The organism is Pseudomonas sp. B707, from assembly GCF_022496685.1.
Lineage (GTDB): Bacteria > Pseudomonadota > Gammaproteobacteria > Pseudomonadales > Pseudomonadaceae > Aquipseudomonas > Aquipseudomonas paraglycinae.
Window position 1 is genome coordinate 360928 of sequence record NZ_WTVE01000025.1, and the last position, 25764, is coordinate 386691.

Annotated in this window: 19 protein-coding genes; 12 read left to right on the forward strand and 7 right to left on the reverse strand. The window is 60.9% G+C overall.

The genetic code is table 11. From position 1 onward, the window contains the following. Window positions 1-635 precede the first annotated feature (635 nt). The 3 genes from GQX66_RS14295 (at window position 636) to GQX66_RS14305 (ending at window position 7374) form a co-directional block, all read left to right on the forward strand. The gene (locus tag GQX66_RS14295) at window positions 636-4088 is read left to right on the forward strand and encodes a GMC oxidoreductase (protein ID WP_240869778.1); all 3453 of its coding nucleotides are present in this window, start codon (window positions 636-638) and stop codon (window positions 4086-4088) included. Window positions 4089-4235: 147 nt separating this feature from the next. Next, window positions 4236-6104, forward strand: a complete 1869-nt coding sequence (locus GQX66_RS14300; RefSeq protein ID WP_240869780.1) for a hypothetical protein — start codon at window positions 4236-4238, stop codon at window positions 6102-6104. 25 nt (window positions 6105-6129) lie between these two features. Next, window positions 6130-7374: a metallophosphoesterase gene (locus tag GQX66_RS14305; RefSeq protein ID WP_240869781.1), complete on the forward strand. Its 1245-nt coding sequence runs from the start codon at window positions 6130-6132 to the stop codon at window positions 7372-7374. Between the two features lie 66 nt (window positions 7375-7440). Here the strand turns inward: GQX66_RS14305 and gbcA are convergent, their stop codons facing one another. Continuing rightward, window positions 7441-8733 (reverse strand): glycine-betaine demethylase subunit GbcA, encoded by a 1293-nt coding sequence (gene gbcA, locus GQX66_RS14310; protein WP_085746637.1) that lies wholly within the window; start codon window positions 8731-8733, stop codon window positions 7441-7443. 293 nt (window positions 8734-9026) lie between these two features. On the opposite strand from gbcA, the gene gbcB reads away from it, so the two are divergent. After that, window positions 9027-10127, forward strand: coding sequence for a glycine-betaine demethylase subunit GbcB (gbcB, locus tag GQX66_RS14315; RefSeq protein WP_011336281.1), 1101 nt, complete (start codon window positions 9027-9029; stop codon window positions 10125-10127). A 67-nt stretch (window positions 10128-10194) separates the two neighbouring features. Here gbcB and GQX66_RS14320 read toward each other — a convergent pair whose 3' ends face one another. The 6 genes from GQX66_RS14320 to GQX66_RS14345 all read right to left on the reverse strand — a co-directional run bounded on the left by GQX66_RS14320 (window position 10195) and on the right by GQX66_RS14345 (window position 15566). Beyond that, on the reverse strand, window positions 10195-10581 hold the full coding sequence (locus tag GQX66_RS14320) for a hypothetical protein (RefSeq protein ID WP_085746636.1): 387 nt from the start codon (window positions 10579-10581) through the stop codon (window positions 10195-10197). Further along, the gene (locus tag GQX66_RS14325; RefSeq protein ID WP_240869782.1) at window positions 10578-11975 is read right to left on the reverse strand and encodes a hypothetical protein; all 1398 of its coding nucleotides are present in this window, start codon (window positions 11973-11975) and stop codon (window positions 10578-10580) included. The genes GQX66_RS14320 and GQX66_RS14325 overlap by 4 nt, the downstream gene beginning before the upstream one ends. A gap of 47 nt (window positions 11976-12022) precedes the next feature. Continuing rightward, on the reverse strand, window positions 12023-12508 hold the full coding sequence (locus GQX66_RS14330) for an Hcp family type VI secretion system effector (protein ID WP_011336278.1): 486 nt from the start codon (window positions 12506-12508) through the stop codon (window positions 12023-12025). 90 nt (window positions 12509-12598) lie between these two features. Next, the gene (locus GQX66_RS14335) at window positions 12599-13423 is read right to left on the reverse strand and encodes an NAD(P)-dependent oxidoreductase (RefSeq protein WP_240869784.1); all 825 of its coding nucleotides are present in this window, start codon (window positions 13421-13423) and stop codon (window positions 12599-12601) included. A 235-nt stretch (window positions 13424-13658) separates the two neighbouring features. Next, window positions 13659-14192: a transposase gene (locus GQX66_RS14340; RefSeq protein WP_240869786.1), complete on the reverse strand. Its 534-nt coding sequence runs from the start codon at window positions 14190-14192 to the stop codon at window positions 13659-13661. A gap of 333 nt (window positions 14193-14525) precedes the next feature. Continuing rightward, the gene (locus tag GQX66_RS14345; RefSeq protein WP_007959802.1) at window positions 14526-15566 is read right to left on the reverse strand and encodes a low specificity L-threonine aldolase; all 1041 of its coding nucleotides are present in this window, start codon (window positions 15564-15566) and stop codon (window positions 14526-14528) included. Window positions 15567-15694: 128 nt separating this feature from the next. On the opposite strand from GQX66_RS14345, the gene GQX66_RS14350 reads away from it, so the two are divergent. The 8 genes from GQX66_RS14350 to fdhA all read left to right on the forward strand — a co-directional run bounded on the left by GQX66_RS14350 (window position 15695) and on the right by fdhA (window position 25540). Then, window positions 15695-16405 (forward strand): TraX family protein, encoded by a 711-nt coding sequence (locus tag GQX66_RS14350; protein ID WP_240869788.1) that lies wholly within the window; start codon window positions 15695-15697, stop codon window positions 16403-16405. Between the two features lie 156 nt (window positions 16406-16561). Continuing rightward, entirely contained in the window at window positions 16562-17815 is a 1254-nt protein-coding gene (gene glyA / locus GQX66_RS14355; RefSeq protein WP_102685725.1) for a serine hydroxymethyltransferase, read from the forward strand. A 20-nt stretch (window positions 17816-17835) separates the two neighbouring features. Then, window positions 17836-19086 (forward strand): sarcosine oxidase subunit beta, encoded by a 1251-nt coding sequence (locus GQX66_RS14360; protein ID WP_003206307.1) that lies wholly within the window; start codon window positions 17836-17838, stop codon window positions 19084-19086. A gap of 14 nt (window positions 19087-19100) precedes the next feature. Beyond that, window positions 19101-19430, forward strand: coding sequence for a sarcosine oxidase subunit delta (locus tag GQX66_RS14365; RefSeq protein WP_011336273.1), 330 nt, complete (start codon window positions 19101-19103; stop codon window positions 19428-19430). Further along, window positions 19427-22444, forward strand: coding sequence for a sarcosine oxidase subunit alpha (locus GQX66_RS14370; protein WP_134022055.1), 3018 nt, complete (start codon window positions 19427-19429; stop codon window positions 22442-22444). The genes GQX66_RS14365 and GQX66_RS14370 overlap by 4 nt, the downstream gene beginning before the upstream one ends. A 55-nt stretch (window positions 22445-22499) precedes the next feature. Continuing rightward, complete coding sequence (soxG, locus tag GQX66_RS14375; RefSeq protein ID WP_064599941.1) at window positions 22500-23132, forward strand: sarcosine oxidase subunit gamma family protein; 633 nt, start codon at window positions 22500-22502, stop codon at window positions 23130-23132. 252 nt (window positions 23133-23384) lie between these two features. Then, window positions 23385-24242: a formyltetrahydrofolate deformylase gene (gene purU / locus GQX66_RS14380; protein WP_085746629.1), complete on the forward strand. Its 858-nt coding sequence runs from the start codon at window positions 23385-23387 to the stop codon at window positions 24240-24242. Between the two features lie 98 nt (window positions 24243-24340). Beyond that, window positions 24341-25540: a formaldehyde dehydrogenase, glutathione-independent gene (fdhA, locus tag GQX66_RS14385; protein WP_240869790.1), complete on the forward strand. Its 1200-nt coding sequence runs from the start codon at window positions 24341-24343 to the stop codon at window positions 25538-25540. Window positions 25541-25764 lie beyond the last annotated feature (224 nt).

Here is a 25764-nt window from a genome sequence, read left to right on the forward strand (position 1 = left end):
ACCCGACAAGTTACCCCCGAACTCTGTTGGCGCTTCTGTGGATAAGGTGTTCGCCATCCTCCGCAATCCACGTAATCCGTGCCATGCAGCGACTTGATCAAAAAACAACCAATCGCTAATGGAAACCCTGCTTCTGGATAAGTCACGAATTTTCTTCACAAAATCCCGATTATTTTTCCAGGTCATCCACAGTTGTCCCCATTAGCTGTGGGTGTCTATGTGGATAACTTGTTCGCCAAACCCTGCAACCCCCGGCGGGCTTAGTCCAAAAGGCAATTGATCAGATTTCATACAGTTCTAAGAGGCTGCCTTGACTTCGATCCGGTGCCTGTCTTCACTGCAATGGCACAAGGACAGCCTTCACTTATCCACATCTGGTTCAGGGAGAACGCGTGATGGATACCCAGCCACACCGCTTACCCCTCAGTCCCTGCACGCTCCGCGCTCGGCCGGCAGCTTCGCCGCGAAAGCGCACGTTGCGTCGTGCCGCCAATCAGCACGCCCGTCTGTAGCGCCTGATTCCTGCCCAAACCGTTGTACTGCCGTCGGGATTCCCCGGAGGCCAGGTGCCCGTTCGCCCATTGATTGCAGGCAACCGCAGAGTTGCCCCATCTGCCTGAGAGAGGAACCACCTCATGACACGGATCGCAACGCCCATCAGCGAAATCAAGGAACACTACGACGTGATCGTCATCGGCTCCGGGTACGGCGGCGGCATTGCCGCGTCGCGCCTGTCCCGGGCCGGTAAAAAGGTCTGTCTGCTGGAACGCGGTCGGGAGATCCAGCCCGGCGAATACCCCAACACCATGATCGCCGCGACCGAGGAATTGCAGGTGCACGATCCGGACGGCCACATCGGCTCGCGCACCGGGTTGTTCGACTTGCACGTCAACGCGCAGCAGAACGTGGTGGTCGGTTGCGGCCTCGGTGGCACGTCGCTGATCAATGCCAACGTTTCCCTGGAGCCGACCGTCGATGTTTTCCAGGATCCGCGCTGGCCACTGGCGGTACGTGAGGACCACGACGGCTTGCTCAAGGAGGGTTACGCCAAGGCCCGGGAGATGCTCAAGCCCAATCCCTACCCGAGCACCTCGCCGAACCTGCCGAAGCTTGATGCCAACAAAAAATCCGCAGATTTCCTCAAGCAAGGCGCGCATTTCTACAAGCCGCCGATCAACGTGACCTTCGACAAACTGCCCAACAACCTCAACCACGTCGGCGTCGAGCAACTGCCGTGCAACCACTGCGGCGACTGCGTTTCGGGCTGTAACAACAAGGCCAAGAACACCACGCTGATGAACTACCTGCCGGACGCCACCAATCACGGTGCGGAGATTTTCTGCCAGGCCCAGGTGCGGCATCTGGAGCGCGACGGCAATGGCTGGATCGTGCACTTCCAGTACCTCGACAGCGGCCGCGAGAAATTCGACGCGCCGACCTTGTTCGTGAAGGCCGACATTGTCGTGGTTTCTGCCGGCACCCTCGGTTCCACCGAGATTTTGCTGCGCTCGCGGGACAAAGGCCTGGTGATGTCCGGGCAGCTCGGCGAGAACATGAGCGGCAACGGCGACATCCTCGGCTTCGGTCACAACTGCGAGCAGACCATCAACGGCATCGGCTTCGGCGCGCACTCGGCCAAGGAAATGCAACCGGTCGGCCCGTGCATCACCTCGATCATCGACATGCGCACCGAGGGTGACCGCAGCAGTCGCATGGTCATCGAGGAAGGTTCGATCCCGGGCGCCCTTGGCCGGCCGATGGTGCCGGCAATGGCCGGGTTCGCCGAGATGATCGGCAAGCCCACCGACGACAGCTTCAGCGGCAAAGTGAAGTACAAGGAGCGTGAAGCCGAAAGCTTCCTGCGTGGCCCGTATCACGGCGCGCTGCACAACCTGCAGACCTACCTGATCATGAGCCACGATAGCGGCCAGGGACGCATGGTCCTCGACAGCAAGGATCAACTGCGCATCGACTGGCCGGGCGTCGGCGAGCAGGAAAACTTCAAGATCGGCAACGAGCGGCTGTACCAGAGCACCAAGGCCCTGGGCGGGATCTGGGTCGAGAATCCGATCTGGACCAAGCTGCTCAAGCACAGCATCGTCTCGGTGCATCCGCTGGGCGGTTGCGTGATGGGCGAAGACGCCGCGCAAGGCGTGGTCAACCACAAGGGCCAGGTGTTCAGTGGCGCCAGTGGCACCGATGTCTACGCCAACCTGTACGTGACCGACGGCGCGGTGATCCCGACCTCACTGGCAGTCAATCCGCTGCTGACCATCTCCGCCGTGAGCGAGCGCAATATGGGCCTGCTGGCCGCCGATCGTGGCTGGACGATCGACTACACGCTGCCGTCGGCGCCGCGCAAACAGACCGCGCCGCCGACCCTTGGCGTGCAGTTCACCGAAACCATGAAGGGCTACTTCTCCCGCGCCTTCACCGCCGCGCAAAGCAACGACCTGAAGGTTTATGAGGCGGCCGCCAAACGCGGCGAGGCGGACAACTCGCCGATCGACTTCACCCTGACCATCACCGCCAACGACCTCAACCGCATGATCAAGGAGCCGGAACACGCCGCGACCATCGTCGGCACGGTGATCGCCCCGGCGCTGTCGCCGGAACCGCTGACCGCCAGCAACGGTGTGTTCAACCTGTTCGAGCAGTTCGAGCAGCAGGTCGACACGCGCCACATGAAGTACGACATGAAGCTGACCGCCGAGGACGGCCACGACTATTTCTTCAGCGCCTTCAAGACCGTGCCGGAAGACAACGGCGTGCTGAATATCTGGCACGACACCAGCACCCTCTACGTGACGCTGTATCGCGGGCCGGACAAGACGGGTGAGGTGATCGGCTCCGGGGTGATGCACATCAAACCGACCGATTTCGCCAAGCAGATGACCACCATGAAAGTCCTCAATGCGCGCAACGAGCGTGAGCGCATCGAAGGGCTGGCGCGGTTCGGCAAGTTCTTCGCCGGGATTCTCTGGGAGAGTTATGGCGGAGTGTTCGCCGGGGACAAATACTTCAACCCCGACGCGCCGCCACGGCTGAAACGGCCGCTGGATGCGCCGGCGCCAGCCGTGCATTTCTTCTCCACCGAAGACGGCGTGCAGTTGCGCCTGACCCGTTATCAGGCGGGCAGCAAAGGCCCGGTGATGCTGGTGCATGGTCTGGGTGTGGGCTCGAACATCTTTTCCACCGATACGATCCAGACCAACCTGCTCGAGTTTCTCTGCAAGCACGACTACGACGTGTGGCTGCTGGATTTCCGGGTGAGCATCCTGCTGCCGGCAAGCAAGAAGGAATGGAACGGCGACCAGATCGCCCAGTACGACTTCAAGGCCGCCATCGCACAGATCCAGCAGGAAACCCAGGCCAAGGACGTGCAGTGCGTGGTGCATTGCTACGGCGCGACCACGTTCTTCATGTCATTGCTCGCCGGTTTGCAGGGCGTGCGTTCGGTGGTCTGCTCGCAGATTGCCGCCGATACCGTGGTCGCAACGGCAACGGGGCTGAAGGCCGGTCTGCACTTGCCGGGGATGCTCGATGCGATCGGCATCAAATCCATGACCGCCTACGCCGACAGCAAGGAGAACTGGTTCAACCGGCTCTACGACAAGGCGCTCAACGGCTACGCGCGGATCGAAGCCCAGGGCTATTGCACCAACCCGGTGTGCCACCGCATCACCTTCATGTACGCCTCGCTGTATCGCCACGACACCCTCAACGAAACCCTGCACGACAACCTGCACGAGCTGTTCGGCGAGTCGAACATCGAGACCTTCGAGCACCTGGCGCTGATCGTGCGCAAAGGGCATTTGGTGGATTTCAAAGGGCGCGACGTGTACATGCCGCACTTTGATCGGCTGACCATGCCGATCTGCTTCATCAGCGGCGCCGACAACCAGTGTTATTTGCCGGAGAGCACGCTCAAGACCTATCAGCGGGTTTGTGAGAAGTACGGGCCGGAGCGTTACAGCCGGCATGTGGTGCCGGGTTACGGCCATATCGATTGCATGTTCGGCAAGAACGCGGTGGTCGATGTGTATCCGATCATCCTTGAACACCTGGAGAAAACAGCCCTCGGATAGCCCCGATCGTGTCGATCGTTCCCACGCTCTGCGTGGGAACGCCGCCATGGACGCTCTGCGTCCGCTTTTGTGACGCGGAGCGTCACGAGATGCATTCCCTCGCGGACGGTTCGACGCTTCGACGGGGGAACGATCTGGGGAACTGATATGGACAGCTACATCCGCTGGTTTCAACGCTTCATCTGGCTCGGCATTGCGATGAACATGGTGTTCGCGATCCCGGCGCTGTTCGCGCCGGGGTTGCTGACATCGGTGGTCGGCCTGCCGCCGCAACTCTCCGACCCGTGGCTGGAAAACGCCGGGATGCTGCTGGTGGGCATCAGCGTGTTCTACATGCCTTCGGGCTTCAACGCGCCGCGCTACGTGGTGCATTCCTGGCTGTGCGTGCTGACGCGGCTGATCGCCGTGGCGTTCTGGATCTACCTGATCAACACCAGCAGCCAGGGCTCGGTGTTCGTGCCGATGCTGATGGGCGACCTGAGTTTCTTCCTGATCCTCGGCATCCTGCTGTACCTCGGCACCACCCCTGAAAACCGACCGCTGACGCTGCTCTGTGACGGCTGGCGCGAATGGCGCGCAGCGTGGGCGCGGCAGTGGCAGAGTCACGCGTTCAAGGTCGGCACGCTGGTCGTGGTGTCGCTGCTGGCGTTCATCGGTTACCAGACCTGGTATCAGATGCTGCGCGTGGTGCCGGAGCAGGATTACGCCTCCGACGAAGATCACTATAAATACGCCGCCATCGGTCTCGGTATCGAAGCGCGAATTCCGTATTACCTGTTCTCCGTGCTGCCGCAGATGTGCCCGGAAAAACTGCCGAAACCCGGTGGCTGGGAAGTCTTCGGTTTCCTGTTCGAGAACGGCAAGGACCTGCCGATCGGCATGGCCAAGCGGCAGATCGGCTACCCGACCGTCGAGCCGAACTGCGCGCTGTGCCACACCGGCTCCTACCGGGCGAATGCCAGCGACGTCGCAGTCAACGTGCCGAGTGCACCGGCCAACACCCTGCAACTGCAGGCCTTCCAGTGGTTCGCCTACGATTGCGCCAGCGATCCGAAATTCACCACCGACGCAGTGATGGCGGCAATCAACAGCAAATTCCAGCTGGGCTTCTTCGAGAAGATCTACAACCGTTACCTGATCATCCCGATGGCCAAGACCGCGCTGCTCAAACAGAAGCAGGCCTACGCCTGGCAGAAACTGCGCCCGCAACAGGGACCGGGGCGCACCGACACCTTCAACCCGACGAAAATGGTGGTGTTCGGCTTCCCGGATGACTCGACCATCGGCACCGTCGACCTGCCGCAAGTGTGGAATCAGAAACCCCGGGAATCGATGTACCTGCACTGGGACGGCAATAACAACAAGATCCACGAGCGCAACTACGCGGCTGCGATGGCCGTGGGCGCGACGCCGGAATCGGTGCTGCCGCCGAGTTTCAACCGGGTGACCAACTGGCTGCTTGGGCACAAGGCGCCGGCGTGGCCGTGGGCACTGGATCAGGCCAAGGTAGCTCAGGGCAAACCGGTGTGGGAGGCTAACTGCGCGGGTTGTCACGATTTCGGTCGCGTCGACACCGGGCAGGTCACCACCAACATCGACCAGCTCGGCACCGATCCGCACCGGCTGAACTCGTTCACCACCGGGCTGGTGGCGGCCTTCCACACCTTCAAGAAACCGCCGTTCGATTTCGGTGCCTACCGCAAGACCCAGAGCTACAGCAACACGCCCACCGACGGCATCTGGCTGCGCGCGCCGTACCTGCACAACGGCTCGGTGCCGACCCTGTGGGACTTGCTGCAACCGCCGGAAAAACGTCCGCAGGTGTTCATCACCGGTTCCGATGTCTACGACCCGGTCAACGTCGGCTTCGTGACCAGTGGCGCCCAGGCCAAAGCCTCGGCGGACTTCACCTACGACACGCGCCTGGAAGGCAACCACAACAGCGGTCACCTGTACGGCACGACGCTGTCGGACGACGACAAGCGTGCACTGATCGAATTCATGAAAACCCTGTGAACCCTTACGGATAGAGGATTTCGCCATGTCAGCGGTCGGACATCTGAAGCACGAATACGACAAGGTCAAGCTGCGCCTGCACGGTTTGTTCACGCGCATAGAAATGGCCTGGATGAAGCTCATCAGCGAGCTGGAGCCGCAGGAGTTTCAAGCCATCATCAAGTTGCTCCAGCGCGGTCACGATCAGGCGCAATACGTGCTCAAGCACGGCGAGTTGCCGACCGACGAGCCGGCCGTGCCGTGGGAGTTGGCCCACGGTTTGTCGATCCTGCGTATCGGCAACGCGACGCCGCTGCCGCAATCGCCCGATCAACTACAAACCAAGGTACTCAAGGACGGCACGCTGCTGGGGTGTCGCAAATGGGAGCTGCTGGATCTGCTGTGGAGCGAGGCGCTGCTCAAGTGGATCGAAAACCTGCGCCATCACGCGACCTTCGGCACCGATCCGGCGCTGGTGACAATGGATCGCGAAGTGACGCTGGCAATTGCCGGCGACTGGGGCACCGGGCCTTTCAACAGCCATGCGCCGGCGGTGTCGGTGGCCAACCAGATGCAACTGGCCAATGCCGATTTCACCATTCACCTGGGGGATGTCTATTACGCCGGCACCCACTCCCAGGAAGACACCGACATGGCCGGCTGGCCGATGGGCACCCACGGTTCGTTCACCCTCAACTCCAATCACGAGATGTACAGCGGCGCCCATGGTTATTTCAAGGAACTGGCCGCGCGTTTTCCGGGGCAGCAGGGCACCAGCTACTTCGCCCTGATCAACGACGACTGGCTGATTGTCGGACTGGACACGGCGTACGCCTCTGACGTCATGAACCTGTACATGGATGGCACCCTGAACAAGCCGCAGATCGAGTGGATGAAAGGTCTGCCCAAACGCAAGAAACTCATGGTGCTCAGCCACCATCAGGGTTTCGACATCACCGGGCACAACAAGACCGCGCTGTATCAACCGGTGTGCGATGCGCTGGGGCGTGAGCCGGATTACTGGTATTGGGGGCATCTGCACAATGGCATCGTCTATGCGCCGCAGGGTGGGCTGCATGCGCGCTGTGCCGGGCATGGAGCGATTCCCTATGGCACCACCAGCGAACTGAACGGGCATTCGCGGGTGCTGTTTTCGGAGACGCAGGATGCCAACGATCCGGACTATCCGCTGCGGGTGTTGAATGGGTACGCGAAGATCAGGTTGGTGGGGGAGGAGATTTTCGAGGAGTTTATCGGGGAGGATGGCTCGGTAAGGTGGTCATCGCAATGATGCGGTTGCTATAAGGACGCCATGATCGTTCCCACGCAGAGCGTGGGAACGATCGGTCAGATGCAATCAGCCTTGGACCGGCACGCCTTTGAGGTACGGTGCAGGCTCGGCGCCGAGGTTGCTCAGCATCCGCTCGCTGTACCAGTCCACGAAGTTGACCACGCCGAACTCATAAGTCTTGGAGTACGGACCCGGCTGGTACGCGGTGGAGTTGATCCCGCGCTGGTTCTCTTCGGCCAGACGACGGTCCTGATCGTTGGTCGCGTCCCACACCTTGCGCATGCGTTCGACGTCGTAATCCACGCCTTCGACCGCATCCTTGTGCACCAGCCATTTGGTAGTGACCATGGTTTCCTGAGCGCTGATCGGCCACACGGTGAATACGATGATGTGGTCGCCCATGCAGTGGTTCCACGAGTGCGGCAAGTGCAGGATGCGCATCGAGCCCAGGTCCGGGTTCTTGATCCGGCCCATCAGTTTGGCGCAGCCCTGTTTGCCGTCCATGGTCATCGACACGGTGCCCTTGAGCAGCGGCATGCGCACGATGCGGTTGCGCAGGCCGAAACTGGCGTGGGCGTAAGGGATCTTCTCGGCTTCCCAGGCAGCGGCGGAGGCGGCGACGTGATCCTTGAACGCCTGATCGGCACGCGGGTCGGTGACGTCGTCCCATTCCAGCAGGGTTTTCAACAGTTCCGGGTGAGAGCCGCTGCAGTGGTAGCACTCGCGGTTGTTTTCCAGCACCAGTTTCCAGTTGGCCTTTTCCATCAAGGTGGTGGTAATCGCCACCTTGGTGTTCTCCATGTCGTACGGTTCCATGTAGTGGTTCAGGGTCGACAGGAAGTCATCGATGGCCGGCGGGTTCTCCGCCAGGCTGATGAAGATGTAGCCGCCGGCAGTCTTCACGTTCACCGGTTTGAGGCCGTACTGCTTCATGTCGAAGTCGGCGCCCATTTCGGTGCCGGCGAACAGCAGGCGACCGTCCAGCTCATACGTCCACTGGTGATAGTGGCAGACCAGTTTGGCGACCTTGCCCTTGTCGCTGGTGCACAGGCGCGAGCCTCGGTGGCGGCAGACGTTGTGGAACGCGTGCACCACGCCTTCGGCGCCGCGAATCACGATGATCGGGTTCTTGCCGATCTGCAGGGTGATGTAGTTGCCCTTGGCCGGGATTTCGCAGGTCATGCCGGCGATCAACCACTCTTTCTGGAAGATCTCCTGCATGTCGATATCGAACAGCCGCTCGTCGCTGTAGAACGGTTGCGGCAGGGAATAGGTGCGCTCGCGTTCCTGGAGCATTTGTGCGGTGGCCTTGCGTGCGGGTTCCAGCGGGTCGCCCAGGCTGATTTTTGCGGTGTCCATCGATGTAATCCTCAAGGCCATCTGCGTGGCCGCGAAAGTGGCTGATCGGGTGTGCGGCTAAGGGGTGCTACGCAAGGTGTAAAGAATCTGTTTGTGTTGGGGCGAGTGTGGGGCCGCCGCTGCCCGGAACCTTATCCATGGGCGACATGGTGCAATCTGTTCCCGACGCGCAACCCCCGGTGGTTGGGGGCTGGTCGCGATAAGTATGTGAATGTCGCGGATAGGTAAACGGGGCGTTCGCGCTATACGCAGAATCGCCACATGAAGGCCGACAGTCGGCCGTGGAGAACAGCATGTCGAACAGCTTCCTGAATCCGGTCACCACCCAGACCTGGGCCAATGGCCGACACATCGTCCGTTGCGTCAAAGTCATCCAGGAAACCTGGGATGTGCGCACCTTCTGTTTCATGGCCGACCAGCCGATCCTGTTCTTCTTCAAGCCCGGACAGTTCGTGACCCTGGAGCTGGAAATCGAAGGCCAGCCGATCATGCGTTCGTACACCATCTCCAGCTCGCCGTCGGTGCCGTACAGCTTTTCGGTGACCATCAAGCGCGTGCCGGGGGGCAAGGTGTCCAACTGGCTACACGACACGCTGCATGAAGGCCAGGAGCTGGCGGTACACGGCCCGGTCGGGCTGTTCAACGCCATCGATTTCCCGAGCCCGAAAGTGCTGTACCTGAGCGGTGGTGTCGGCATCACACCAGTGATGTCCATGGCGCGCTGGTTCTACGACACCAACGGCAACGTCGACATGACGTTCATTCACAGCGCTCGCTCACCGAAAGACATCATTTACCACCGCGAGCTGGAACACATGGCGTCGCGGATCGACAACTTCAGCCTGCACCTGATCTGCGAAAAGCATGGGCTGGGCGAGCCGTGGGCCGGCTATCGCGGCTACCTCAACCACAAGATGCTGGAACTGATGGTGCCGGACTTCCTCGAGCGCGAAGTCTTCTGCTGCGGCCCGACGCCGTACATGACGGCGGTCAAACGCCTGCTGGAAAACGCCGGCTACGACATGAAGCGCTATCACGAGGAATCCTTCGGCGCCACGCCACCGGAAGCCCGCGCCGATGCGGTGGAGCAGGCGGAACAGGCGGCGGAAGCACCGGAAGTGCCGGCGGCGGATCTGCACCTGGTGGAATTCACCTCTTCGGACAAGAGCATCCGTGTGGCCCCGGGCGAGACCGTGCATGCGGCGGCTGCGAAGGTCGGCCTGATGATCCCGAAAGCCTGCGGCATGGGGATCTGCGGGACGTGCAAGGTACTCAAGCTGGGCGGCGAGGTGGAGATGGATCACAACGGCGGGATCACCGAGGACGACGAGGCGGAGGGGTACATTCTTTCTTGCTGCAGTGTGCCGAAGGGGGATGTTCGGATCGAATATTGAATTCAGTTTGCAGGCTTGGGGGCGATCTCTCGTAGGGGAGATCGTATGAAGTCATTAGTTGCTGTTTTTAAATAATTTCTAATGCGGCGAGAAGTCCAAAGAGCAAAAAAGTTAAGCCGGAAATTCTCTGATATTTATATAGTGTAAGTAGCGTGCGTTTGAAGTCTGGCGGAAAATTTTTAATATCTTTTGCGCTCAGTTTCCCTTGGTAAAGGTAGATTTCTGGACGTTTCAGGAAGCTAAAAATTTCCCCCATCATGTAGATCCGCCCCCGCACGCCTCCATGCCATAGCATCATAAGGCCTCCGGCGATCGAACTGTTTTGAAGGCTGTTCATTATTAGTTCTATTTTTGTTTTTGCGATATATAAAACGATGCAGTTGATTATTATGAGTGCGGCGACGTTTATGATGTTTAGAATGATAAAGGCATCTCTTGCAGTTTCATAACTCATCGGGTTTTCTCGTAAATCAATTCACCGGCGATTTCGCCGCCTTTTTCGCCCATATAGCCGACCGTAAAGGATCCGGCTCCCGCAACCACGATCCCGCACAGTGCCCCACCGATTCCTGCACTGGATACCCCGAGTGCTACGCAAATGGTGGAGGCCGTGCTTGCACCTACAGCAGAACCGACAGCTCCACCCAGAAAACTTCCGGTTTCGGTGAATTTAATCTTTTCGCACTCCTCGGCGTTCTCGTTCGTACAGACATCCTGAACCTTCATTGCCGAGGCTCCGCCAGCCACGGCCGTACCAATCCATCCGCCATATTTTACGTATTGCGAGGCTTTCACCACGCCTTGAATGTGAGTGGCGTACCCGGGCGGCTGGCCGATGCCGCCAGCCTTCCTCCAGCGGTGCACCAGGTGCGGATGCTCGATTCCTAGAGCGATCTTGAGGTTTGGGTGATCAGGGAGGCCAATGACTTTCTTCGTCAATCCGGTTAGCTGTCCGTCCAGCCGTTGAAGTAATTCGGCGCGCCGCTTTTTGAATGCTTTTGAGTTCAGGCTGCCATTGGTCTCGATAGTGCTGATATGCAATGCCTCAATGTCTTTCAAAGCGGCTTTTATGCCATCCAGATGATTAGCCGCCATGGCAGTACCAACCCCAATAACTTTTGACCCATCTGAAAGCGTCCTTCTGATGACCTCATAGTGCTGGGCAAAAAAGTCCGCCTCTTCCACCGTCAACGGCGCCAGCGCCATGCTGACGATGTGCGCGGTTTCCATCAGCAGTGATTCTTCATAAGTGCATTGCTGATTGTCTGGATCACTCAGAACAATCATCGATCCGGCCTTCACCACGTCCTCCAGTGGATTCAGGCTTTTGAATTTAGCGATGACACTCGGGTTTGGCGACGCAAACAGCTGCGCCTGAAGTTTCTCGGCGGACACGCTTTTCGGCACGATGTAGAACCCCGGCTCTTCGGGCGCCGGCAGCTCCTGCGGCCAATGCTCGCGGGGAACCATTCGCAAGTCGTTGACCGGACGCGGAGAGGAGGGCGGGGCTGAGTTCGGGCGTGTCACTTTCAGGTTCTGCTGGTGAGCGGCCCGCAGCAGACGTTCCGGATCGGGAGTTGCTGCAGGCTGTGGGAGCATCGACAAGCGTCGTGCCTTGGCCGTGCCGGTGATCGCTCCGTGCCTGTTTTGCTGCAGGATCCGAGACTGGTTCAGCAGGTTGTGTTGTTCCTGCACAAGCGCAAGGATTCCCTGCTCCGGAGTCAGGCGTCCGGCGGCAACCTCATCGGTGATGTGCTTGGCGAAATATGCGACTTGTTGATTGAACTGCACCCGCGCGATGCCGAACGCCAGATGGCGAGCACTGGCGGTCAGCGCCTTGCCGAGCAAGTTGCCGGCGGCATCCTCAACGCCGCAGGGATCATGTGGTCGAGGGTTCAATCCTGGCTGCCCCACGAGGTATGGCCGGTGGTGCCCGCAATGTGGTGTACCCAACTGATGCCGCGGTAACGAATGGCCAGTTGTTCTTGAGGTTGAGCGTCGTTTTGCAGAATGACGTGGGGCACTTCCTGCGAGAGTTCAGCCAGAACGGCCCCATCGAGGGAAATTGAATAAAACTTCTCCTGCTGACCTTGAGGCGAGGTTCGGTAAAGGCTGATCGTGCATTCGAGTTCTTCGCTGTTCGAATGCGCCTGGGCCAGCAAGGGGGAGGATTTGTCGACCGCTTTAGTGATGATGACCGGTTGGTGGACGGCTTTGCCGAGGTTGTTGTCGCGGCGCATTTCATGGCTCAAGGCGAACACCATGATTTCATCGGTATGGGCTTTCTGGTATTTGTTGCCGACCGATTCCGGGGTCGAACACCCGGCTGAAATAAGGCCTTGAGTCTTGCCGGTAATGGTCATGTAGGCAGGGTTCGCCATAGTCAGCACTCCTCGAAAAAGGAGCAGGCAGTCTATGGCGAAGCCTGTTTGGTTTATGTAGGTCCTGGTGTAGGTCGATTCTGAAAATGCTCAGTCGATAAACAGATCCGTCATCAACTTCGTGTCACTCTTCGGCTCAAACCGATAGTGGTCGAATTCGCTCACGCCGCTTTCGCGCAAGATCTCTTCATCAATCAACAACCGCCCGGTAATCCGCCGCCCGCTGCTGCTCAGAATCACATGCGCCGCATCCGCCATGATCGCTGGCGTGCGCGCATGCTTGAACGACTCCCGATTGCCCAGCTGAAACTCGATGGCCGCCGTGGCAATCATGGTCTGCGGCCACAGCGAATTGACGCTGATCCCGTAGTTGGCAAACTCCTCGCTCATCCCGACCGTCAGCATGCTCATGCCGTATTTGGTCACGGTGTAGGGGCTGTATTGCGCGAACCATTTGCTGGCCAGATTCAGCGGCGGTGACAGGTTGAGAATGTGCCCGGAGGACTTCTTCAGATAGGGCAGTGCGGCCTGGCTGCACAGCAACACCGCGCGGGTGTTGATCTGATGCATCAGGTCGAAACGCTTGAGTTCGATGTGCTGCACACCGGTCAACTTGATCGCCCCGGCGTTGTTCACCAGCGCATCGATCCCGCTAAAATGTTGATTGGCCTGGGCCAGCGCCTGTCGCACCGCCTCCTCATCCCGCACATCCAGTTGCAGCGCCAGGGCCTTGCCGCCGGCCGCTTCGACTTCCGCGGCGACGCTGTGGATGGTGCCGGGCAACTTGGCGTGCGGCTCGGCGCTCTTGGCCGCGATCACGATATTGGCCCCGTCCTGTGCAGCCCGCAGCGCAATCTCGCGCCCGATGCCACGGCTGGCGCCAGTGATGAACAAGGTTTTGCCTTTAAGCGACATGCGCAAGCTCCTGCTTATTGTTATGTGAGCGATGGCTCGACAGACAATGTAGACCAAGCAGGGAAGGTAGCGGAGCCTCAGATCGTTCCCACGCTCCGCGTGGGAATGCAGCCCTTGACGCTCCGCATCATGACGGTGCCTGGCGTTGCATCGGCGGTGCGGCAGGAACGCGGAGCGTCCCGGTATGCGTTCCCACGCAGAGCGTGGGAACGATTTGATAGGGGATATCGGGGGCTCAGTACCAACGCTGAACCTCGATCAACCCGTCCAGCCCTGCATAGTTTCGGGCACTCGAATACCGCCAGTGCTCCGGCAACTCCACATAACCACGCTTTACCGGGTTGTTATGGATGTAATCGAGTTTCTGGCGCATGACTTCTTCGCTGTAAACCATCTCTGCGTGAGCGCCTTCCTGCCACATCTGATACACCCGATCTTCCTTGTGTGCCCGTTTACTGAAGCGAAGGCGCCTAAGTGCCCTTTCGGCACCCTTGCTTTGAAGGTCATCAATGATCTGTCGGGCAGTGAAGGATTTGAACTGGCCCAGGCATTTGCTCAGATCAGGCGCCTGGGCGACGAAGTGCAGGTGGTTTTCCAGGATCACGTAGCCGTAGAGCTTCAGTTGCTGGTGGGTTTGTTGATAGCGCCAACAGTTGAGCAGGTGGTCGACGAGGTAAGGGCGGACGAACAGTGGCAGCCACTCCACCAGCGTGCAGGTCAGGAAGTGAGGCTTTTCAGGTTCGGTGATGGTGTAGCGGCTTCGGCCCATGGGATTCATCCTTGAATCTTGCGGTGCTGTTGAGAGGAACGCGGAGCGTCCCCGGATGCACTCCGACGCAGACGGTTCGACGCCTCGACGTGGGAACGATCAGAGTGAGGTGGCCGGAGTGATCGCGCTAGAGGCGAAGTCTGTAGCGGCGGTGGGAAAAGTCATTTGTAGCTTTTAGTTGAGATCGTTCCCACGCTCTGCGTGGGAATGCAGCCCTCGACGCTCCGCGTCATGACGGTGGCAGGCGTTGCATCGGTGGTGAGGCAGGAACGCGGAGCGTCCCGGGAGGCATTCCCACGCAGAGCGTGGGAACGATCAGGAGGAGGGGATAAATCAGGCCGACATGACTTCGCGGATGTCGCGCGCCAGTTCGCGTACGCGTTCTTCTTCGGTGTCCCACGAGCACATGAAGCGTGCGCCGCCCTTGCCGATGAAGGTGTAAAAGCGCCAGCCGCGCGCGGTGAGGGCGGCGATGGCCGGTTCCGAGAGTTGCAGGAACACGCCGTTGGCCTGGACCGGGAACATCAGTTCCACGCCCGGGATGTCGCTGACCAGTTCGGCCAGCAGTTGCGCGCAGTGGTTGGCGTGGCGGGCGTATTTGAGCCAGGCGTCGTTTTCCAGGATGCCGACCCACGGCGCCGACAGGAAGCGCATTTTCGAGGCCAGTTGCCCGGCCTGTTTGCAGCGGTAATCGAAGTCTTCGGCCAGTTTGTGGTTGAAGAACAGGATCGCCTCACCCACCGCCATGCCGTTCTTCGTGCCGCCGAAGCACAGCACGTCGACGCCGGCCTTCCAGGTCAGGTCCGCCGGCGAGCAGCCGAGGAATGCGCAGGCGTTGGAGAAACGCGCGCCGTCCATGTGCAGGTTCAGGCCCAGTTCCTTGCAGGTGTCGCTGATGGCGCGGACTTCTTCCGGGGTATAGACGCTGCCGACTTCGGTGGCCTGGGTCAGGGTCACGACGCGCGGTTTCGGGTAATGGATATCCTGGCGCTTGAGCGCGACTTCGCGGATCGAGGCCGGGGTGATCTTGCCGTTTTCAGTACCGGCGATCAGCAGTTTCGAACCGTTGGAGAAGAATTCCGGAGCGCCGCATTCGTCGGTTTCGACGTGGGCGGTTTCCGAGCAGATCACGCTGTGGTAACTCTGGCACAGCGACGACAGCGCGAGGGAGTTGGCGGCGGTGCCGTTGAAGGCGAAGAACACTTCGCAGTCGGTCTCGAACAGCTTGCGGAAATAATCGGAGGCGCGTGCTGTCCACTCATCGTCGCCATAGGCGCGCTGGTGGCCGTGGTTGGCCTGTTCCATGGCAGCCCAGGCTTCGGGGCAGATACCGGAGTAGTTGTCGCTGGCGAATTGTTGGCTCTTGTCGGTCATGGCCGGCTTCCGTGATCGAGGCGCTTGTGGCGCTTCGTGGGGTCAATGATGGTGCGCACTGTACCGAAGATCATCCGGGGAGCACACGGGATGTCGCTGTCAGAACTTTACAAGGATGCGAGCCGATTATGCACCTGAGCCGGCGCGACGGCGCACTCGATCTGCTCAAGTGGCTGGCGCTGCTGAGCATGCTGCTCGATCACTTGCGATATGTCGGGATCAGCGCCGATTGGCTGTATGGGCCGGGACGGCTGGCATTCCCGTGGTTCTGTCTGGCGATGGCGGCGAACCTGGCCCGTGACGGCGCGCGCAAGACCGAATGGCGTTATCTGGGCTGGTTGCTGCTGTTCAGCCTGCTCAGCGAGATTCCCTACCGCTTGTACATTCCCGAGCCCGACACCTTGAACGTGATGCCCACGCTGGCGCTGGGCTTGCTGGTGGCGCGGGGCTGGCAGGATCCAGCGCTGATTTCGCGACTGCTCGGCGTCAGTGCTTTGCTGGTGGCCGCGTTGTTTCCGGAGCGACTGATGTTCGGTCTGTTCGGCGTCTTGCTGCCGCTGGCGATGTTGCTGGTGTTTCGCAAACCCTGGTTTTTCAGCCTGCTGCCGGGCCTGCTGTGTCTGGCGGCGAATCAATGGCGGGTGCTCTACGAATCCGCGCAGTTCGGCAACCAGGTCGCCATCCTCGGGATTGCGACCTGCCTCATGGCGCCACTGCTCGGAATGTTCCTGTTGCGACACGCCACTTACCTTCGCGCGCCACCCATGCGGCGCTGGGCGTATGCGCTCTATCCCGCGCATTTCGTGGTTCTTCTGGCCTTGCGCCAGCTGCTTGTTTGAGTCCGTCGCCGCCGCCATGTCGTAAACGCACCTTTGCGTGGCGTCCGTAGGCATTTGACCTCCCTGCGCCGGCCATACCATCGCATCAAAGGGCATTGGCTGAACGCCGTGCCTTACCGAGACGAATGGCGCACAGATGCCGCTGGGAGAGACGCGATGTTCAGCAAGCAAGACCAGATCCAGGGTTACGACGATGCACTGCTGGCGGCGATGAATGCCGAGGAGCAACGTCAGGAAGATCACATCGAGCTGATCGCGTCGGAGAACTACACCAGCAAACGCGTGATGGAAGCGCAAGGCAGCGGCCTGACCAACAAATACGCCGAAGGCTATCCGGGCAAGCGCTACTACGGTGGCTGCGAGCACGTCGACAAGGTCGAAGCCCTGGCCATCGAACGCGCCAAGCAGCTGTTCGGCGCCGATTACGCCAACGTCCAGCCGCACTCCGGTTCCTCGGCCAACAGCGCCGTGTACCTGGCCCTGCTGCAAGCAGGCGACACCATCCTCGGCATGAGCCTGGCCCACGGCGGTCACCTGACCCACGGCGCCAAGGTGTCGTCCTCGGGCAAGCTGTACAACGCCGTGCAGTACGGCATCGATACCAAGACCGGCCTGATCGATTACGACGAAGTCGAGCGTCTGGCCGTCGAGTGCAAACCGAAAATGATCGTCGCCGGTTTCTCGGCCTACTCGAAAACCCTCGACTTCCCGCGCTTCCGTCAGATCGCCGACAAGGTCGGTGCGCTGCTGTTCGTCGACATGGCTCACGTCGCCGGTCTGGTGGCTGCCGGTCTGTACCCGAACCCGCTGCCGTACGCCGACGTGGTCACCACCACCACTCACAAGACCCTGCGCGGTCCGCGTGGCGGGCTGATCCTGGCCAAGGCCAACGAAGAAATCGAGAAGAAGCTCAACGCGGCGGTATTCCCCGGCGCCCAGGGCGGCCCGCTGATGCACGTCATCGCCGGCAAGGCCGTGTGCTTCAAGGAAGCACTGGAGCCTGGCTTCAAGGCCTATCAGCAACAAGTGATCGACAACGCCCAGGCGATGGCGAGCGTATTTATCAAACGTGGCTACGATGTAGTGTCCGGCGGCACCGACAACCACCTGTTCCTGGTCAGCCTGATCCGTCAGGGCCTCACCGGTAAGGACGCCGACGCCGCCCTCGGTCGCGCGCACATCACCGTCAACAAGAACGCCGTACCGAACGACCCGCAGTCGCCGTTCGTCACCTCCGGCCTGCGCATCGGCACCCCGGCGGTGACCACCCGCGGCTTTAAGGTGACCCAGTGCGTGACGCTGGCCGGCTGGATCTGCGACATCCTCGACAACCTCGGCGATGCCGATGTCGAGGCCAACGTCGCCCAGCAGGTTTCGGCCCTGTGCGCTGACTTCCCGGTTTATCGCTGAGCGTTCTGGAGTACATGACTATGCAACGCTATTCGGGCTTCGGCCTCTTCAAACACTCCCTCAGCCACCACGAAAACTGGCAGCGCATGTGGCGCACGCCGACCCCGAAAAAGGTCTACGACGTGGTCATCGTCGGCGGCGGCGGGCACGGTCTGGCGACGGCCTACTATCTGGCCAAGGAGCACGGCATCACCAACGTGGCCGTGGTCGAAAAGGGCTGGCTGGGCGGCGGTAACACCGCGCGCAACACCACCATCGTTCGCTCCAACTACCTGTGGGACGAGTCGGCGCACCTCTATGAACACGCGATGAAACTGTGGGAAGGCCTGTCTCAGGACCTGAACTACAACGTGATGTTCTCCCAGCGCGGCGTCTACAACCTGTGCCACACCCTGCAGGATATCCGTGATTCCGAGCGTCGGGTCAGCGCCAACCGCCTCAACGGCGTCGACGGCGAACTGCTCAACGCCAAGCAAGTCGCGGACGAAATTCCGTACCTCGACTGCTCGAAAAACACCCGCTACCCGGTGATGGGCGCAACCGTTCAGCGTCGCGGTGGCGTGGCCCGTCACGATGCCGTGGCGTGGGGCTTTGCCCGTGCCGCCGACGCCCTCGGTGTGGACCTGATCCAGCAGACCGAAGTGATCGGTTTCCGCAAGGAAAACGGCGTGTGCATCGGTGTTGAAACCAACAAGGGCTTCATCGGCGCCAAACGCGTCGGTGTGGTCACCGCCGGTAACTCCGGGCACATGGCCAAGCTCGCCGGTTTCCGTCTGCCGATCGAATCCCACCCGCTGCAAGCGCTGGTGTCCGAGCCGATCAAACCGATTATCGACAGCGTGATCATGTCCAATGCCGTGCACGGTTACATCAGCCAGTCCGACAAGGGCGACCTGGTGATCGGCGCCGGTATCGACGGCTACAACGGCTACGGCCAGCGCGGTTCGTACCCGGTGATCGAGCACACCATCCAGGCCATCGTCGAGATGTTCCCGGTGCTGTCGCGGGTGCGCATGAACCGTCAGTGGGGCGGCATCGTCGACACCACGCCGGACGCCTGCCCGATCATTTCGAAAACCCCGGTACCGAACATGTTCTTCAACTGCGGTTGGGGCACCGGCGGCTTCAAGGCAACTCCTGGCTCGGGCAACGTGTTTGCCGCGAGTCTGGCCAAGGGTGAAATGCACCCGCTGGCCGCACCTTTCTCCATCGACCGTTTCCACAACGGTGCGTTGATCGACGAACACGGCGCTGCGGCTGTCGCCCACTAACAGGAGAAATCCCCATGTTGCATATCTTCTGTCCTCACTGCGGCGAACTGCGCTCCGAAGAGGAATTCCACGCATCCGGCCAGGCGCACATCCCGCGTCCGCTGGATCCGAACAGCTGCACCGACGAGGAGTGGGGCGACTACATGTTCTTCCGCGACAACCCGCGCGGTCTGCACCACGAACTGTGGGATCACGTCGCCGGTTGCCGCCAGTACTTCAACGTCACCCGCGACACCGTGACCTACGAGATTCTCGAAACCTACAAGATCGGCACCAAGCCGCAATTCACCGACAAGGCTGACACTGCGAAAACAGCCACGACGGCGCTGGGAGAGAAGGTATGAGCCAGACCAATCGCCTGTCCAACGGTGGACGGATCGACCGCAACAAAGTGCTGAGCTTCACCTTCAACGGCCAGACCTACAAAGGTTTTGAAGGCGACTCGCTGGCCGCAGCCCTGCTGGCCAACGGCGTTGACATCATTGGCCGCAGCTTCAAGTATTCGCGTCCGCGCGGCATCTTCGCCGCCGGCGCCGAAGAGCCGAACGCTGTCCTGCAGATCGGTGCTACCGAAGCCACCCAGATCCCTAACGTGCGCGCCACGCAACAGGCGCTGTACCAGGGCCTGGTCGCCACCAGCACCAACGGCTGGCCGAGCGTCAACAACGATATGATGGGGATTCTCGGCAAGGTCGGCGGCAAGCTGATGCCGCCGGGTTTCTACTACAAAACCTTCATGTACCCGCAATCGTTCTGGATGACTTACGAGAAGTACATTCGCAAGGCTGCCGGCCTGGGCCGTTCGCCGACCGAAGTCGATCCGGACACCTACGACTACATGAACCAGCACTGCGACGTGCTGATCGTCGGCGCCGGCCCGGCCGGTCTGGCCGCAGCACTGGCTGCTGCCCGCAGTGGTGCGCGGGTGATCATCGCCGATGAACAGGAAGAGTTCGGCGGCAGCCTGCTCGATTCCCGCGAAAGCCTCGACGGCAAACCGGCGATGGAATGGGTGGCCGGCGTCATCGCTGAATTGAAGAACACTCCGGACGTGCTGCTGTTGCCGCGCGCCACGGTCAACGGCTACCACGACCACAACTTCCTGACCATTCATGAACGCCTCACCGATCACCTCGGTGACCGCGCGCCGATCGGCCAGGTGCGTCAGCGCATCCACCGCGTCCGCGCCAAGCGTGTGGTGCTGGCGACCGGCGCTCACGAGCGTCCGCTGGTCTACGGCAACAACGACGTTCCGGGCAACATGCTCGCCGGTGCGGTGTCGACTTACGTGCGCCGTTACGGCGTGGCACCGGGCAAAAAGCTGGTGCTGTCGACCAACAACGATCACGCCTACCGCGTGGCGCTGGACTGGCTCGACGCCAGCCTGCAAGTCGTCGCCATCGCCGACGCCCGCAGCAATCCGCGTGGCGCATTGGTCGAGGAAGCGCGCGCCAAAGGCATTCGCATCCTCACTGGCAGCGCCGTGATCGAGGCCCGTGGCAGCAAGCACGTGACCGCTGCCCGCGTGGCGGCGATCGATGTCAAAGGCCACAAGGTCACCAGCCCGGGCGAATGGCTCGACTGCGACCTGATCGCCAGCTCCGGCGGTTACAGCCCGGTGGTTCACCTGGCGTCGCACCTCGGCGGCAAGCCGATCTGGCGCGAAGACATCCTCGGCTTCGTACCGGGCGAAGCACCGCAGAAACGCGTGTGCGTCGGTGGCATCAATGGCGTCTACGGTCTTGGCGATTCTCTGGCTGACGGTTTTGAAGGCGGAGTGCGCGCTGCGTCCGAAGCCGGTTTCCAGACCGTTGAAGCCGTGTTGCCGAAAGCCCTGAGCCGTCTGGAAGAGCCGACGTTGGCGCTGTTCCAGGTGCCGCACGAGAAGGGCACTTCGCGGGCGCCGAAGCAATTCGTCGACCTGCAGAACGACGTGACCGCCGCGGCCATCGAGCTGGCGACCCGCGAAGGTTTCGAGTCGGTCGAGCACGTCAAACGCTACACCGCGCTGGGCTTCGGCACCGATCAGGGCAAGCTCGGCAACGTCAACGGCCTGGCGATTGCCGCCCGCTCGCTGAACGTGACCATCCCGCAGATGGGCACCACGATGTTCCGTCCGAACTACACGCCGGTCACTTTCGGCGCGGTAGCCGGTCGTCACTGCGGGCACATCTTCGAACCTGTGCGTTACACGGCACTGCATCAATGGCACCTGAAAAACGGCGCCGAGTTCGAAGACGTCGGTCAGTGGAAACGTCCGTGGTACTTCCCGAAAAACGGCGAAGACATGCATGCCGCCGTCAAACGCGAATGCAAGGCTGTGCGCGACAGCGTCGGTCTGCTGGACGCTTCGACCCTGGGCAAGATCGACATCCAGGGCCCGGACGCCCGCGAGTTCCTCAATCGCGTGTACACCAACGCCTGGACCAAGCTCGACGTGGGCAAGGCCCGTTATGGCCTGATGTGCAAGGAAGACGGCATGGTCTTCGACGACGGTGTGACGGCGTGTCTGGCCGACAACCATTTCGTCATGACCACCACCACCGGCGGCGCGGCTCGCGTCCTGCAGTGGCTGGAGCTGTACCACCAGACCGAATGGCCGGACCTGAAGGTGTACTTCACCTCCGTCACCGATCACTGGGCGACCATGACCCTGTCCGGCCCGAACAGCCGCAAGCTGCTCAGCGCCGTGACCGACATCGACCTGGCCAACGAAGCGTTTCCGTTCATGACCTGGAAAGAAGGTCTGGTCGGCGGTGTACCGGCACGGGTGTTCCGCATCTCGTTCACCGGTGAGCTGTCGTACGAAGTCAACGTCCAGGCCGACTACGCGATGGGCGTGCTGGAAAAAATCGTCGAGGCGGGCAAGCAGTACAACCTGACCCCGTACGGCACTGAAACCATGCACGTCTTGAGGGCGGAGAAGGGCTTCATCATCGTCGGCCAGGACACCGACGGCTCGATGACCCCGGACGACCTGAACATGGGCTGGTGCGTCGGTCGCACCAAACCGTTCTCGTGGATCGGCCAGCGCGGCATGAACCGTGAAGACTGCGTGCGTGACCAGCGTAAGCAACTGGTGGGCCTGAAGCCGATCGATCCGAACGTCTGGCTGCCGGAAGGTGCGCAACTGGTGTTCAACACCAAGCAGTCGATCCCGATGACCATGGTCGGCCACGTGACCTCCAGCTACGCGCACAACTCCCTCGGCTATTCGTTTGCCATGGGCGTGGTGAAGGGCGGTCTCAAGCGCATGGGCGAGCGGGTGTTCGCACCGCTGGCAGACGGCAGCGTGATCGAGGCGGAAATCGTTTCTTCGGTGTTCTTCGACCCGAAAGGTGATCGCCAGAACATCTAACTGATCGCTCCCGCGCCTGGCGCGGGAGCGACACCGAATTCAGGAAGGGTGCTTTATGACCGCAGCCAACGTTTACCAACAACGCCCGACCACCGGGGCCAAGGCCGAGTCGTCGCTGCATCACGCCGACCTCGCCAGCCTGGTCGGCAAGGGCCGCAAGACCGCCGGTGTCACCGTGCGCGAGAAGAAACTCCTCGGCCATCTGACTATCCGTGGCGATGGCCACGATGCCGCGTTCGCCGCCGGTGTGCACAAGGCGCTGGGCATTGAATTGCCGGGCGCCCTGAGTGTGATCGTCAAAGGCGAAACCAGCCTGCAATGGATGGGCCCGGACGAGTGGCTGCTGATTGTGCCGAGCGGTGAAGAGTTCGCCGCCGAGCAGAAACTGCGCGAAGCGCTGGGCGATCTGCACATCGCCATCGTCAACGTCAGCGGCGGCCAGCAAGTGCTTGAATTGAGCGGCCCGAACGTACGTCAGGTACTGATGAAATCCACCAGCTACGACGTGCACCCGAACAACTTCCCGGTCGGCAAGGCTGTGGGCACGGTGTTCGCCAAGTCGCAGCTGATGATCCGCCACACCGCTGAGGACACCTGGGAACTGCTTATCCGTCGCAGCTTCTCGGATTACTGGTGGTTGTGGTTGCAGGATGCGTCCGCAGAATACGGCCTTAGCGTTCAGGCTTGAGGTGAATTGCGTCGATCTTGCTTGCGTGTAGGGCCTGAGATTTTTGCCCCCTCACCCCAACCCTCTCCCCCAAGGGGGCGAGGGGGAAAGGGAGCTGATCTCGGTTGGTTTCAAAGCCTGAGTTCGGCTCGGTATTTCACGTCGGCGTAGCTCGAAAGAACAACCCGGTCAGTCCCCTCTCCCTCCGGGAGAGGGCTAGGGTGAGGGGAAAACTCCCTGACACCCCGCACAAAGAACAGGAGTCACCGCACCATGAGCCGCGCCCCAGACACATGGATTCTGACCGCCGACTGCCCCAGCGTTCTCGGCACCGTGGACGCGGTGACGCGTTTTCTGTTCGAGCAGGGCTGTTACGTCACCGAACACCACTCGTTCGATGACCGCCTCTCGGGGCGTTTCTTTATTCGTGTGGAATTCCGTCAGCCCGACGGTTTCGACGAGCAATCCTTCCGCGCCGGCCTCGCCGAACGCGGTCAGGCGTTCGGCATGATCTTCGAGCTGACCGCGCCGAACTACCGGCCAAAAGTGGTGATCATGGTCTCCAAGGCCGATCACTGCCTCAACGACTTGCTCTACCGCCAGCGCATCGGCCAGCTGTCGATGGACGTGGCGGCGGTGGTGTCGAACCACCCGGACCTCAAGCCGCTGGCCGACTGGCACCAGATTCCCTACTACCATTTCCCCCTCGACCCGAACGACAAACCGGGCCAGGAGCGGCAGGTGTGGCAGGTGATCGAGGAGGCTGGCGCCGAACTGGTGATCCTCGCCCGCTACATGCAGGTGTTGTCGCCGGAGCTGTGCCGCAAGCTCGATGGCAAGGCGATCAACATTCATCACTCGCTGCTGCCGGGCTTCAAGGGCGCCAAGCCGTATCACCAGGCCTACAACAAGGGCGTGAAACTGGTGGGCGCCACCGCGCACTACATCAACAACGACCTCGACGAGGGGCCGATCATCGCCCAGGGCGTCGAGGCCGTGGATCACAGTCATTACCCCGAAGACCTGATCGCCAAGGGCCGCGACATCGAAGGCCTGACCCTGGCCCGGGCCGTGGGGTATCACATTGAGCGGAGGGTGTTCCTGAACGCCAATCGCACCGTCGTTCTTTAAGTCATAACAACGCAAAACCAACAAGCAATAACCCGAGCACTTAACGTGCTGCCTGCCTGGGCGGCGCGGTTCCATAAAAACAACAGCGAGGTGAAAGCATGTCTGGCAATCGTGGTGTGGTGTATCTCGGCGCTGGCAAGGTCGAAGTACAGAAAATCGACTATCCGAAAATGCAGGATCCGCGCGGCAGGAAGATCGAGCACGGTGTCATCCTGCGTGTGGTTTCAACCAACATTTGCGGCTCCGACCAGCACATGGTGCGCGGCCGTACCACCGCTCAGGTCGGTCTGGTGCTGGGCCACGAGATCACTGGTGAAGTGATCGAAAAAGGCTCCGACGTCGAGAACCTGAAAATCGGCGATCTGGTGTCCGTTCCGTTCAACGTGGCTTGCGGGCGCTGCCGTTCCTGCAAGGAGCAACACACCGGCGTCTGCCTGACCGTCAACCCGGCCCGTGCCGGCGGTGCCTACGGTTACGTCGACATGGGCGACTGGACCGGTGGCCAAGCCGAATACGTGCTGGTGCCGTACGCCGACTTCAACCTGCTGAAACTGCCGGACCGCGACAAGGCCATGGAGAAAATCCGTGACCTGACCTGCCTCTCCGACATTCTGCCGACCGGTTACCACGGCGCCGTTACCGCGGGCGTTGGTCCGGGCAGCACCGTTTACATCGCGGGCGCAGGCCCGGTCGGCCTGGCCGCTGCTGCTTCGGCCCGTCTGCTGGGCGCGGCGGTGGTGATCATCGGCGACGTCAACACCATCCGCCTGGCCCACGCCAAGGCTCAGGGTTTTGAAGTGGTCGACCTGTCGAAAGACACCCCGCTGCACGAACAGATCGCCGCGCTGCTGGGCGAACCTGAAGTGGATTGCGCGGTGGACTGCGTGGGCTTCGAAGCCCGTGGTCATGGTCACGACGGCGTCAAATCCGAAGCTCCGGCCACCGTACTCAACTCGCTGATGGGCGTGGTGCGCGTAGCTGGCAAGATCGGCATTCCGGGCCTGTACGTGACCGAAGATCCGGGTGCCGTGGACGCTGCCGCGAAAATGGGCAGCCTGAGCATTCGCTTCGGCCTCGGCTGGGCCAAATCCCACAGCTTCCACACCGGCCAGACCCCAGTGATGAAGTACAACCGCCAGCTGATGCAGGCGATCATGTGGGACCGCATCAACATCGCCGAAGTGGTGGGCGTGCAGGTCATCAGCCTCGACCAGGCGCCGGAAGGCTACGGCGAGTTCGATGCAGGCGTACCGAAGAAGTTTGTGATTGATCCGCACAAGTTGTTCAGTGCGGCGTAAGCGGTGAGGCAATAAAAAAACGGCGACCCTGGGTCGCCGTTTTTTATGAGGGGTGCTGCGTTCCAAAACGGCGGATCTGCCATTCATCGCCCGGCGTTCGGACTTTCACGTTTCATGCACGCCTTCGGTATGAAAATGGCTGGCCCGCGCCGGAACATGCCGGCGGATGCCCGGTCAAACCGGGCAGTTTGATCCTCCCTTGACGGAAGGTCTTCACGCCACAA

What these genes read in the sequence shown, in the direction of transcription:
- GQX66_RS14295 (WP_240869778.1), top strand. Translation starts at nt 636, where the DNA reads ATGACACGGATCGCAACGCCCATCAGCGAAATCAAGGAACACTACGAC.
- GQX66_RS14345 (WP_007959802.1), bottom strand. Translation starts at nt 15,566, where the DNA reads ATGACCGACAAGAGCCAACAATTCGCCAGCGACAACTACTCCGGTATC.
- GQX66_RS14335 (WP_240869784.1), bottom strand. Translation starts at nt 13,423, where the DNA reads ATGTCGCTTAAAGGCAAAACCTTGTTCATCACTGGCGCCAGCCGTGGC.
- GQX66_RS14340 (WP_240869786.1), bottom strand. Translation starts at nt 14,192, where the DNA reads ATGGGCCGAAGCCGCTACACCATCACCGAACCTGAAAAGCCTCACTTC.
- GQX66_RS14360 (WP_003206307.1), top strand. Translation starts at nt 17,836, where the DNA reads ATGCAACGCTATTCGGGCTTCGGCCTCTTCAAACACTCCCTCAGCCAC.
- gbcB (WP_011336281.1), top strand. Translation starts at nt 9,027, where the DNA reads ATGTCGAACAGCTTCCTGAATCCGGTCACCACCCAGACCTGGGCCAAT.
- glyA (WP_102685725.1), top strand. Translation starts at nt 16,562, where the DNA reads ATGTTCAGCAAGCAAGACCAGATCCAGGGTTACGACGATGCACTGCTG.
- soxG (WP_064599941.1), top strand. Translation starts at nt 22,500, where the DNA reads ATGACCGCAGCCAACGTTTACCAACAACGCCCGACCACCGGGGCCAAG.
- GQX66_RS14300 (WP_240869780.1), top strand. Translation starts at nt 4,236, where the DNA reads ATGGACAGCTACATCCGCTGGTTTCAACGCTTCATCTGGCTCGGCATT.
- gbcA (WP_085746637.1), bottom strand. Translation starts at nt 8,733, where the DNA reads ATGGACACCGCAAAAATCAGCCTGGGCGACCCGCTGGAACCCGCACGC.
- GQX66_RS14305 (WP_240869781.1), top strand. Translation starts at nt 6,130, where the DNA reads ATGTCAGCGGTCGGACATCTGAAGCACGAATACGACAAGGTCAAGCTG.
- GQX66_RS14365 (WP_011336273.1), top strand. Translation starts at nt 19,101, where the DNA reads ATGTTGCATATCTTCTGTCCTCACTGCGGCGAACTGCGCTCCGAAGAG.
- GQX66_RS14370 (WP_134022055.1), top strand. Translation starts at nt 19,427, where the DNA reads ATGAGCCAGACCAATCGCCTGTCCAACGGTGGACGGATCGACCGCAAC.
- GQX66_RS14320 (WP_085746636.1), bottom strand. Translation starts at nt 10,581, where the DNA reads ATGAGTTATGAAACTGCAAGAGATGCCTTTATCATTCTAAACATCATA.
- GQX66_RS14330 (WP_011336278.1), bottom strand. Translation starts at nt 12,508, where the DNA reads ATGGCGAACCCTGCCTACATGACCATTACCGGCAAGACTCAAGGCCTT.
- purU (WP_085746629.1), top strand. Translation starts at nt 23,385, where the DNA reads ATGAGCCGCGCCCCAGACACATGGATTCTGACCGCCGACTGCCCCAGC.
- fdhA (WP_240869790.1), top strand. Translation starts at nt 24,341, where the DNA reads ATGTCTGGCAATCGTGGTGTGGTGTATCTCGGCGCTGGCAAGGTCGAA.
- GQX66_RS14350 (WP_240869788.1), top strand. Translation starts at nt 15,695, where the DNA reads ATGCACCTGAGCCGGCGCGACGGCGCACTCGATCTGCTCAAGTGGCTG.